This window comes from Xanthomonas sp. NCPPB 2864, assembly GCF_056675615.1.
On record NZ_JBWWVS010000014.1, the window covers coordinates 1 to 11,261 of the forward strand.

9 protein-coding genes, 1 other RNA gene and 1 pseudogene are annotated in these 11,261 nt (G+C 67.5%); 3 read left to right on the forward strand and 8 right to left on the reverse strand.

Annotated features, from left to right (window positions below):
• Positions 1 to 353 (reverse strand): annotated as a pseudogene (locus AC1KVE_RS19475) (2-keto-4-pentenoate hydratase); the annotation flags it as partial.
• 140 nt (positions 354 to 493) lie between these two features.
• Here AC1KVE_RS19475 and AC1KVE_RS19480 point away from each other — a divergent pair.
• The 3 genes from AC1KVE_RS19480 (at position 494) to AC1KVE_RS19490 (ending at position 4,278) form a co-directional block, all read left to right on the forward strand.
• On the forward strand, positions 494 to 1,561 hold the full coding sequence (locus AC1KVE_RS19480; protein WP_184457730.1) for an alpha/beta hydrolase: 1,068 nt from the start codon (positions 494 to 496) through the stop codon (positions 1,559 to 1,561).
• Positions 1,558 to 3,180, forward strand: coding sequence for a carboxylesterase/lipase family protein (locus AC1KVE_RS19485; RefSeq protein WP_184457728.1), 1,623 nt, complete (start codon positions 1,558 to 1,560; stop codon positions 3,178 to 3,180). The genes AC1KVE_RS19480 and AC1KVE_RS19485 overlap by 4 nt, the downstream gene beginning before the upstream one ends.
• A 192-nt stretch (positions 3,181 to 3,372) precedes the next feature.
• Positions 3,373 to 4,278: a rhamnogalacturonan acetylesterase gene (locus AC1KVE_RS19490; RefSeq protein ID WP_425598413.1), complete on the forward strand. Its 906-nt coding sequence runs from the start codon at positions 3,373 to 3,375 to the stop codon at positions 4,276 to 4,278.
• A gap of 78 nt (positions 4,279 to 4,356) precedes the next feature.
• On the opposite strand, the gene AC1KVE_RS19495 is transcribed toward AC1KVE_RS19490, so the two are convergent.
• The 7 genes from AC1KVE_RS19495 to glgB form a co-directional block, all read right to left on the reverse strand.
• The gene (locus AC1KVE_RS19495; RefSeq protein WP_104543656.1) at positions 4,357 to 5,505 is read right to left on the reverse strand and encodes an aldo/keto reductase; all 1,149 of its coding nucleotides are present in this window, start codon (positions 5,503 to 5,505) and stop codon (positions 4,357 to 4,359) included.
• A gap of 253 nt (positions 5,506 to 5,758) precedes the next feature.
• Positions 5,759 to 5,835: non-coding RNA, sX9 sRNA (locus AC1KVE_RS19500), on the reverse strand.
• A gap of 105 nt (positions 5,836 to 5,940) precedes the next feature.
• The gene (locus tag AC1KVE_RS19505; protein WP_104577504.1) at positions 5,941 to 6,408 is read right to left on the reverse strand and encodes a metallophosphoesterase family protein; all 468 of its coding nucleotides are present in this window, start codon (positions 6,406 to 6,408) and stop codon (positions 5,941 to 5,943) included.
• 155 nt (positions 6,409 to 6,563) lie between these two features.
• Entirely contained in the window at positions 6,564 to 8,129 is a 1,566-nt protein-coding gene (locus tag AC1KVE_RS19510) for a PepSY-associated TM helix domain-containing protein (RefSeq protein ID WP_481092583.1), read from the reverse strand.
• Positions 8,126 to 8,398, reverse strand: coding sequence for a hypothetical protein (locus tag AC1KVE_RS19515; protein ID WP_026064062.1), 273 nt, complete (start codon positions 8,396 to 8,398; stop codon positions 8,126 to 8,128). Before AC1KVE_RS19515 ends, AC1KVE_RS19510 begins: the two co-directional genes overlap by 4 nt.
• A complete protein-coding gene (locus AC1KVE_RS19520) occupies positions 8,388 to 8,687 on the reverse strand; it encodes a hypothetical protein (RefSeq protein WP_104577506.1) in 300 nt (99 codons plus the stop codon). Before AC1KVE_RS19520 ends, AC1KVE_RS19515 begins: the two co-directional genes overlap by 11 nt.
• Positions 8,688 to 9,076: 389 nt before the next feature.
• A complete protein-coding gene (gene glgB / locus AC1KVE_RS19525; RefSeq protein ID WP_481092584.1) occupies positions 9,077 to 11,260 on the reverse strand; it encodes a 1,4-alpha-glucan branching protein GlgB in 2,184 nt (727 codons plus the stop codon).
• Position 11,261: the final 1 nt, after the last annotated feature.

Consider the following 11,261-nt stretch of genomic DNA (forward strand, 5'->3'; position numbering starts at 1 on the left):
CGCAGCACGTACTCGGCCTCCACCGCACCGAAGCCGCCTTCGTAGATCTGGAATTCGGTTGTTCCACCGGTAGCATTCCAGAGCTTGTGCGAGAAGATCGGGCCCAGCAGGCGCTCGTCGCCCGATGCGTCGCGGCGCTCGGCGGCGATGTAGCCCACCTTCCAGCCGACCACCTGGTCGTCCCACTGGCTGATGGCGATATCCTGCACCTGGTAGGCGGTGAGCAGATCGTCGGGGATCTGCCCTGGAAAGTCCGGCAGCGATGCCCCTGCACGGCGTGCCTCCACAAAGCGCTGGGCGATCTGCGACAGCGAGGATGTGGAGGATGGTGGGGTGGCGGCGTCGTTGCTCAAGGGTGTCTCCCTGATAGGTGTTTTTGTTGCACTGCCAATCGACAGTGGCACGGTGTGCTGTATATGGTAAACCGGTGTCATTGGCAATGTGCAGTGCGGCAAAACTGGCCGCAGCAACGAAGCAACCCTGGGAGGGGTGGATGGAACAGACAAGCCAGACGCGTGTGTTTGCCGCGTTTTCGAGCGTCATGCGCCGGTGCATGACGGTGGTGATGGTGGGAGCGCTGCTGGCCGGGCCAGTGCTGGCGGCCGAGGTGCCCGGCGCCGATACCGCAGCCGAGCAGGCCAGCCGGATCCTGCTATGGCCCAACGGGATGGCACCGGGGGACAAGCCGCTGACGCAGCCACAGCGCATCGTCCAACGCAGCAGCGACCCGGCCCTGCCCGATCGCTACATCCAGCAGATCAGCACGCCGTACCTGGTGGTCTACCGGCCCAAGCGGCCGAACGGCACCGCCCTGCTGGTCACCCCCGGCGGCGGCTACCAGCGCATCGTGCTCGACAACGAAGGCAGCGCACTGGTGCCCAGCTTCGTCGACCAGGCCGGCATTACCCTGTTCGTGCTGCGTTACCGCTTGCCCGGCGAAGGCCACCCGAACGGCGCCGACGTGCCGCTGGCCGATGCACAGCGCGCGTTGCGGCTGATCCGCGCCAACGCTGCCCGCTACGGCATCGACCCCCAGCGGGTCGGGGTGATGGGGTTCTCGGCCGGCGGCCATGTCGCCGCCAGCCTGGCCACCCGCTACGCCGCGCAGGTCTACCCCAAGGTGGATGCGGCCGATGCACTGAGCGCGCGGCCGGATTTTGCGCTGCTGATCTACCCGGTCATCGACATGGACAGCGCCAACGCGCACCCGGGCTCGCGCGAGCGCCTGCTCGGCAGCAGTCCAGCCGATGCGCAGGTGCGTGCGTATTCGCCACAACTGCATGTGGATGCGCATACCCCGCCCAGCTTTCTGCTGCATGCGCAGGACGACACCGTGGTGTCGGTGCGCAACAGCCTGCTGATGCACGACGCGCTGCTGCGCGCCGGCGTGCCGAGCGAGCTGCACGTCTTCCCGCAGGGCGGCCATGGCTTCGGCACCGCCAGCGGCAGCGGCCTAACCGTGGCCGCATGGCCGCAGCTGGCGCAGGCCTGGATCGCGCATGTCACCAAGGCACAGCCGCCGGCAGCTGCATCGGGACCGGCGCAGGACGTGGCGCGATGACAGCGCCGTCCACGCCCGACGCGCGCCGACGCACGCTGCTGCGTGGCGGCCTGCTCGCCACTGCCGCCGCAGCGTTCCCCGGCTTTGCTGGCGCCGCCGCACCCCCACCGCCGCGCGAGGCCAGCGCGCCGCTGGCACGCGTGCGTGGCGGCGCCTTGCGCGGTCATCGCGACCAGGGCATCTGCGTGTTCAAGGGCATCCCGTACGGCGGCGACACCGCCGCGCGGCGCTTCCAGGCAGCCGTGCCGGAAAATCCATGGCAGGACGTGCGCGATGCCAGCGCCTACGCGGCGGCTGCGCCGCAGCTCAAGGCCAGCGAACCCACCAGCGAGGACTGCCTGTTCCTCAACGTATGGACGCCGGGCCTGCGCGATGGCGGCAAGCGCCCGATCCTGTTCTATATCCACGGCGGCGGCTACACCACCGGCTCCGGCAGCGACCCGTTGTACGACGGCGTGCGCCTGTGCAAACGCGGCGATGTGGTGGTGATCACCGTCAATCACCGGCTCAACCTGTTCGGCTACCTGTCGCTGGCGCAGCTGGGCGATGCCGGCTTTGCCGACTCCGGCAATGCCGGGCAGCTGGACCTGATCCAGGCACTGCAGTGGGTGCGCCAGCACGCGGGCGAATTCGGCGGCGATGCCGGCAATGTCACCGTGTTCGGCCAGTCCGGCGGCGGCGCCAAGATCGCCACCCTGATGGCGATGCCGGCCGCGCGCGGCCTGTTCCACCGCGCCTGGACCATGAGCGGGCAGCAGGTCACCGTGGCCGGCCCGCGTGCGGCCACGCAGCGTGCGCAGTTGCTGCTGGATGCCTTGAAACTCGCGCCCGGCGAGCTTGCTCGCATCCGCACGCTGCCGGTTGCGCAGCTGCTGGCTGCCGCGCAGCTGCGCGACCCCTCGCGGGTGGAAAACAGCGCGCTGTACTTCGGCCCGGTGCTGGATGCACGCAATGTGCCGGTGCATCCGTTCTGGCCGACTGCGCCACTGCAATCGGCCAGGATTCCGCTGGTGATCGGCAATACCCGCGACGAGACGCGCGCGTTTCTCGGCAACGACCCGAAGAACTTTGCGTTGAGCTGGGACGAGCTGCCGGCCAGGCTGGAAAGCCAGCAGTACGTCGACCTGCTGCCGCAGGTGGTGATTGCCGAATATCGCCGGCTGTATCCGCAGTACTCGCCATCGGACGTGTTCTTTGCCGCGACCACGGCGGGCCGCTCGTGGCGCGGCGCGGTCGAGGAGGCCGAGGCGCGCGCGCGCCAGGGTGCGCCGACCTGGGTGTATCAGCTGGACTGGGGCTCGCCGCTGGACGGCGGCAAGTTCGGCGCCTTCCACACGCTGGACATCCCGCTGGTGTTCGACACCATTGCGCAGCCTGGCTCGCGCACCGGCGACGGCGCCGCTGCGCAGCGCATGGCCGAGCAGATGAGCGAGGCGCTGCTCGCCTTCGCACGCCATGGCGACCCGAATCATCGCGGCCTGCCACGCTGGCGCCAGTACTCGCTGCAGCACCGCGACACGTTGTTGTTCGATGTGCCGAGCCGGATGGACAACGACCCGCGCGGTGGCGAACGGCAGCTCTACCAGCAGGCGCCCTTCATCCAGCGCGGTACGTTCTGAGCGCTTTCGTTCCGGCGAGGCGATCAGCACGTGGTGTCCAGCCGCCACACGGGTACGAACGTTCCAGACCGGCAGGTCTGCGCAGGACACGCCAATTCCGCAGCGCTGGCCGCCCCCTATTCCGGCGAGCGCGCAGCCGTGGTTCAGTGGTTTTCGAGGTGATGCATGCGTAAGTATTTCTTTATTGCACCGATGCTGCTGACAGCGCTGGCCGCTGCCTGCCTGACGTGTGCCGATGCGGCCGCTTCCGCGCAGGTCGGTACGCCGCGCGCATCCAAGGCATCGGCCCCCACCGCCGCTGCGCCTGCGCTTGCGGCCAGCAAGATCGTGCTGGTCGGCGACTCCACTACCGCCGTGCAGGGCGGCTGGGGACCGAGCTTTTGCGCACAGCATGTGACCTCATTTCTGAGCTGCCTCAATCTGGCGCGCGGCGGCCGCAGCACGTCCAACTACCGCGCCGAAGGTTCGTGGGACATCGCGCTGCACGAACTGCGCAGTGGCGGGTATCGCCAGGTGTATGTGCTGATCCAGTTCGGCCACAACGATCAACCGGGCAAGCCGGGGCGTTCCACCGACCTGGCGACCGAGTTCCCCGCCAACCTGCGCCGCTATGTAGACGAAGCGCGTGCTGCCGGTGCGATTCCGGTGCTGGTCACGCCATTGACGCGGCGGCAGTTCGCGCGCGGTCAGTTGCTGGACGATCTGGCGCCCTGGGCCGAGGCCACGCGCACGCTCGCGCAGGAATTGCAGGTGCCGTTGATCGACCTGCACGCGCGCAGCCGCGCCCTAGTGCAAGGCATGGGCCCGGTGCTGGCAATGCGCCTGGCGCAGCGGCCGGCCGATCCGGAGCAGGTGCTAGCCGCGCAATCGGGCACCACCATCGGCAAGACCCCGGCGCAAACCACATCGACGCCCGCCACGCCTGCTCTCGCCGCTGCGCGTGCACAGGACAACGCCAGTGCCGAGCCGATGGGCCAGGCCAAGCTGGCATTCGATTACACCCATCTGGGTGCGGACGGCGCCGACCTGTTCGCGGCGATTGTCGCCGACGAACTGGCCAGGCAAGTGCCTGCGTTGCGGCCGCTGTTGATTCCGTGATGGGTGAGGTGATGCCTGCTGCGTGACGTGGTGCATCGCAAGCGCAGGCGTTTGCGATGCACCCACCACGCGTGAGCCTCAGCCCACAACAGGCACCGGTGCATCCGCTTCGATCACCTGCTCGCGCTTGAGCTCTTCCCATACCGCTGCCGGAATCGCCACGCGCATCGAGGCCGCATTCGCAAGCGCCTGCTCGGCCGTGCGCGCACCGGGAATCACCGCGGACACCACCTTCGGCGCAGCGGCAAACTGCAGCGACACTGTGCGCAGATCCACGCCGTGGCGCTCGCAGATGGCGAGTGCTTTCTGGCGCTTGGCCGGCGCCCATTCCGGCACGGTGCCGTCGTAGAGATAACGCTCGCGCCCGGCCAGATAGCCTGCCAGCAACGGCGCACCGACCACTACCGACGCGCCGTGCTTTGCGATCTTCGGGAAGGTGTCGTGCAGCGCCTGCGCGTGATCGAGCAACGAGTACTGGCAGGCCAGCAGGAAGATGTCCGGGTCGGCCTCTTCGATCGCACGCAGGGCCGGCTCGGGGCGATTGACGCCAAAGCCCCACGCCTTGATCAAGCCCTCCTTGCGCATCTTGGTCAGCTCGGGCATCGCGCCTTTCACCGCTTCGGCAAAGCGCTGTTCCCACGGCATGCCCAGGTCTTTCTCGTTCTCCGGCGACAGATCGTGGATGTAGGCGATATCGATCTGCGACACGCCCAGGCGCTGCAGGCTGTCTTCGATCGAGCGACGCACGCCGGAGGCGCTGTAGTCGTAGCGGTAGTCGAAGGGCGACGGCTGCTGCCACATCGTCTTCGGCGGTTTGTCGGTAGCGGTCAGCAGGCGCCCGACCTTGGTCGATAGCACGTAGTCGTCTGCAGCGTGATTGTGCAGGTGGTGGCCGGTACGGCGCTCGGACAGGCCCAGGCCGTACCACGGCGAGGTATCGAAGTACCGCACGCCCGACTCCCACGCCGCAGCCAGGGTCGCTTCGCTTTGCGCATCGCTGGTGGGCGCAAACCCATTGCCGATCGCCACGCCACCAAAGCCCAGTCGACTCGAGGGCCGATAGCGTGCGCCCTTGCTTGCGGGATTGGTCGGCAATGCGGATGCGGCGGCCTTGCCGCGCGTGGGCATCACGCTGCCCGGTGCGGAAGTCTGTGCCAACAACGGGGCGGCGGCCAATGCCGCGGTGCCGGCAGCGGCGGCGGAAAGGAACTGGCGACGGGTATTCATGGGGGAAATCCTTGCGGCGACTCGATGCACAAGGATGGTCCCGCCTGCGTGCAGACAAGGTCAGCGCAGGGACCACAGGCCTACACATGCAGGCAACGAACGACTCACGGGCAGGTTTGGACAAGCAGGCACGTCAGCACAGGTTGTCGGCGGTCGGTGCTGGCGGTCATCGCATGCACCGCATGCTCACGACATGCGGAAGTGGCAGGTGCACCGGGCCGATGTACTTCGGCGCGTGGCATTGCCTAAGAGTGGCCAACACAGCGTCGCGAGCGGTGGTCAGATGTGTGCGGACGGCACGCTAAGAACCGGAGAGTACGCGTGGTACACGCCGATTCCGAGCAGCGACCGCGCACGCATGACGGCTGTGCAGTCGTTTTTTGCTGGCCGCTCCAGATCCCTGCACACGTCTCTGTTGCACGGATCCAACTTCCGTCAGCGTATTTCCAGCAGCTGCAGCTGCGCACGCGGCGGGCCATCGCCCAGCCACAGCGTGCCCACACTGATCGGCAAGCTGAAGCGACGCGGGCCGGCGCTGCCCGGATTGATGTACAGCACATCGTCGTGCGTGTGTATCGACGGCTTGTGCGAATGCCCGCTGATGATCACATCGGCAGCAACATCCGCTGCCAGCGTTTTCAGATCGTGCAACACATGGATGCGCACGCCTGCGATCAGCAGATCCAGCGTTTGCGGAAGCTGCGCTGCCCATGGCTTGTTGTCGATATTGCCGGCGATCGCATGCAACGGTGCCAGCGCCTGCAGCGCGGCGAGGATCTCCGGCTTGCCCACATCGCCGGCATGGATGATCGCCGCGCAGCCCTGCAACGCAGCCACGGCCTCGGGCCGCAGCACGCCGTGCGTGTCGGAGATCAGGCCAATGCGTAAGACGGCAGCCGTCATCGGGTGTGGGTGAAGGTGGCGGGCGATCAGGATGCACTGCCCGGCGATGCCGTCGCGTCAACGGGCCAGGTTGTCGGGCCAGCCGCATGGTCAGCGACAAGTGCTCCGCCGCAGCTGATGCCCGGCACACCGTAGCGTGCCAGGCATCAATCACGTCAGTGCGTCGACTCAGCGCGCTGCGCGCGCTTCCACGCCCAGACGCTGTTGGGATCGCCCTGCAGTCCGCGCCGCCTGCTCGCACGCGCCAGTTGCCAGTACGCCCATGCCAACACCAGGGAGATCAGGTCCACGACCAGCACCGTTGCGTCCTGCCACGGCAGCACCACGCCACGCGCGGAAACACAGCTGGCCAGCGGAATCAGCGCCGTGAGGACAGCGCAGGCCAGCAATACCTCGTACGCACCACGTGCAGTGGGGCGGACCAGCGCCCACACCAGCACGGCCGCAAAGACCGCATAATAGACATAACGCTCCTGTCCTTGCGCAAGCAGGCGTGCGGCGATGAACAAGGCCGAGATACCGGCGACGCTACCCAGGCAGACGCCGATGGTCAGGCGTGCCATCGCGTGGGTGCGGCGCGGTTGATCCACCAGCCGACGCTTGCGGCGTGTTTCGATCCACAGCAGGTTGCCGCTGTAGAACAGGAACGCACCACCCAACCCGAGCAGGAAATACAGCCACTGCACCGGCGCATGCCCGAAATTGCCGAAGTGCAGCCCTTGCAGCCCGCGCAATGCAGCGGTGCCTGGCGACATCTTCCTTGGTTCGAGCACGCGCAGGACCTGGCCGGTTGCCGCATCCAATGCCACGCCACCGAGTGTGTTGAGCCGGCGCTGATCGTTGTGGCCATACACTTCCGCGCGTGCATTGGCATCGCCTGCATCATGGAACCCGATGCTCTCCGGTACCAAGCCCGGGCTGGCTGCGCGCGCCTTGTCCAGCAGCACCGCAACCGGCAACACCGGTGCCGCACGCCTGGCTGCTTGCACATGCGGGGTGAGTTCGAACTCCGGTGCCAGGATCTGCATCAGCTTGCCGTCGAACACCAGAAACTGGAACGGCGCCAGCAACAGCACGCCCAGGCACAACACCGCGCCGGACCAGGCAAAGATCACATGGAACGGCAGCGACAACATGCCGACCACGTTGTGCGCGTCCTGCCACAGCCGCTTGAGGTTATGCCCCGGCCGCAGTGCGAACAGGTCCTTGAAGAACACCGGCGCGTACAGCACCACCCCGCTGAGCAACGCCAGTCCGTACAGCACGCTCACCACACCGAACAGATAGGTGCCGAACACGCGTGGCAGGCCGGCGGTGAAGTGCAGGTCGTAGAGGAAGTCGGCAAAGCCCACGCGCTGCGGCAATTCCAGCAGGCGGCCATCGGCGGCCTGTTGATACTGCCGCATGCCGCCACTGGCCTCGGCCTGCGGCCCATACCAGTAAAGCCGCGGAGTCGGCCCGTGCTCGCCGGGCAGCAGCACCAGGAACGATTCGGCCACCTGCGGATGCCGGGCGATCACCGCATCCAGCAAGGTCTGCGCGGCGGCGACAGGATCTGCCGGCGCAGGCTGTGTGACAGGCGGCGTGGCCTGCCAGCCGCTCAATTCATGCGTGAACACGGTGATGGCGCCGGCGTAGAAGGCGATGAACAAGGCCATGCCCGCCAACAGACCCATCCAGCTGTGGACCGACAGAAACGCGCGCAAGGTCGATGCTTTCATGCGCCCAGCTCCGTCCAGCCCAATGCCTTGATGCCTGCAAGCGCGAGGTAGCACAGCAGCGTCAGCCCGCCGAGCACGGCCCAGGCGCGCGATGCGCGACGGAACACGAACGGCAGCGCCATCGCGCCCACCCAGGCCGGAAACATCAGCAGCAACCATGCCAGCGTGTAGCTCTGCTGCGGCCCCGGCAGCAACAAGGCGCACAGGCCCACCACGCCGACTGCCAGCGGCAGACCCAGCACTACTGCGGCCAGCCACCTAGCCCACATGGCGCACCTGCCTTCGTTGCGTGCGCGCCTGCTGCCAGGCATCCAGATACGGCAGCGCCACCGCCACCAACATCAGCGCCGTCACTGCGGCGAAGGTGCCGGCCCAGGTGCCCAAGGCCTGCATGGCGCAACCCAGCGACAGCAGCAGCAATGCGCTGGCGCCCATGCGTAGCGCGCGCGCCGACAGCCGGCGCTGCGGCCACAGGCGTTGATGCCGTGTTGCCAGGTAGAACGCCAGCGCCGACGCCGCAGCGGTGAGCAAGTAGCACCAGGTCATCCAACCGCTCATGCCTGCGCCTGCGCCGAAGCGGAGAACGGCAACACACCGAGCTGCGCTGGCCACATGCCGCCACCTTGCGCGCCGACACACGGAGAACGTGCAGGCCGCACCAGTGCATGCGCGCATCCAGCGATGCGCACGTCATGGATAAACGGCTCAACCGTCGAAGAAACCACAGCCATCAAAACGCCCACGCACAACACTCCCGTACACACGGTCAACGGAAGGCATGGCGGCGGCTGTGCCCGGCAGCCCTCCCCGGGCCGCCTACGTAGCGGGTGGAAACCCCTGCTGCACCGCCCGGTGGGCGCGCGCAGCGAGGTGTTGGCCGCTCTACGGCGCGCAATCTAACAGGTGCCACAGCGCCGGACCAGCGGTCCGGCGCTGTGTGTGCTGCATCAGCCCTGCGGCGTCAGCACGATGACGCCCAGCGGCGGCAGCAACAGCGGCAGGGATTGCGCATGGCCATGCATCGACTGCTGCTCGGCGCTCACCACACCGCCATTGCCCAGGTTCGCGCCGCCGTAGGTGCCGGCATCGCTATTGAACACCTCGCGCCACTGGCCGCCTTGCGGCACGCCGATGCGGTAGCCGTGCTGCACGATCGGGGTGAAGTTGATCACCACTAGCACCGGCGCATCGCCGCGCTTTGCCTTGCGCAGGAACGCCACCACGCTATTGGCCGCGTCATCGCCGACCACCCAGGCAAACCCGGCCGGGTCGTCGTCCTGCGCGTGCAGCGCGGGGTATTCGACATACAGCCGATTCAGATCGCGCACCAGGGTCTGCACGCCGCGATGGCGCGGGTCATCCAGCAGATGCCAGGGGATGCCGCCGTCGTGGTTCCACTCGGTGGGCTGGCCGAATTCGCAGCCCATGAACAGCAATTTGCGCCCCGGGTGGGTGAACATGTAACCCAGGTAGGCGCGCAGGTTGGCAAAGCGCTGCCAGTCGTCGCCCGGCATGCGGCCGAGCAACGAGCCCTTGCCATGCACCACTTCGTCGTGCGAGATCGGCAGCACGAAGCGCTCCGAATACGCATAGACCATGCTGAAGGTCAGCTCGCCATGGTGGTAACGGCGGTAGATCGGATCCAGCGCGGCGTAATGCAGGGTGTCGTGCATCCAGCCCATGTTCCACTTGTAGTGGAAGCCCAGGCCGCCGTGCGCCACATCGGCAGTGACGCCGGGGAACGCGGTGGATTCCTCGGCAATCATCACCGCACCCGGGGTGTGCTCGCGCACCACCTCGTTGAGCCGGCGCAGGAAGGCGATGGTCTCGTAGTTCTCGCGCCCGCCGTGGATGTTGGGCACCCACTCGCCGGCATTGCGGCTGTAGTCGCGGTACAGCATCGAGGCCACCGCATCCACGCGCAGGCCGTCGATGTGGAAGCGCTGCAGGAACTCCAGCGCACTGGCGATCAGGAACCCGGATACCTCGCGCCGCCCGTGGTTGTAGATCAGCGTATTCCAGTCGCGGTGGAAGCCTTCGCGCGGGTCGGCATGCTCGTACAGCGCGGTACCGTCGAAATGCGCCAGGCCGTGGGCGTCGGTGGGGAAATGCGCCGGCACCCAGTCGACGATCACGCCGATGCCTTCGCGGTGGCAGCGATCGACGAAGCGGGCAAAGCCATCCGGCGAGCCGAAGCGCGCGGTCGGCGCGAACAGGCCCAGCGGCTGATAACCCCACGAGCCGCCGAACGGATGCTCGGTCACCGGCATCAGCTCGACATGGGTGAAGCCCATATCGGCCACGTACGGAATCAAGCGGTCGGCCAGGCCATCCCAGTCCAGGTCCACGCCTTCCTCGCGCAACCAAGAGCCTGCATGGATCTCGTAGATGCTCATCGGTGCGTCGTGCGCCTGCCGACGCGCGCGCGTGGCCATCCAGCCGTCATCGCTCCACTGATGCGGGGTGGGGTCGGCCACGATCGAGGCGGTACCCGGCGCCAGCTCGGCACGCCGCGCCACCGGGTCGGCCTTGGCCGGCAACTCGTTCCCATGCGGGCCGCGTAGCTGGTACTTGTAATGCGCGCCCGGGCCGACGTCGGGCACGAACAGCTCCCACACGCCGGACTGGTGCCGCAACCGCATCGGATGCCGGCGCGCGTCCCAACTGTTGAAATCGCCCACCACCGCCACGCGCGTGGCATTGGGCGCCCACACCGCAAAGCGCGTACCGCGTACGCCATCGACTTCGATCGCGTTGGCGCCGAGCGCGTCGGCCAACTGCAGGTGATGGCCTTCGCTGATCAGGTGCAGGTCGAAGTCGCTGAGCTGCGGGCCGAACGCATACGGGTCGGCGGTATCCTGCTCGCCGCCGGGCCAGCCGATGCGCAGGCGGTAGCCGCCCTGCGCCGGCAACGCGCCGGCGAACAGGCCCGGCTCCGGGCCTGCCTCCAGCGCGATGACCTGGCCATCGTCGAGCACGGCATTGACGTAGTTGGCACCCGGTTGATAGGTGCGCAGCAGCCGACCGCTATCGGTCGGGTGCGCGCCCAGGATGGCGAATGCGTCGCCATGGCGTGCCTCGGCCAGGGCGCGGGTTGCGCCGGGATCCCATCGATTGGTCACTGCTGTCATC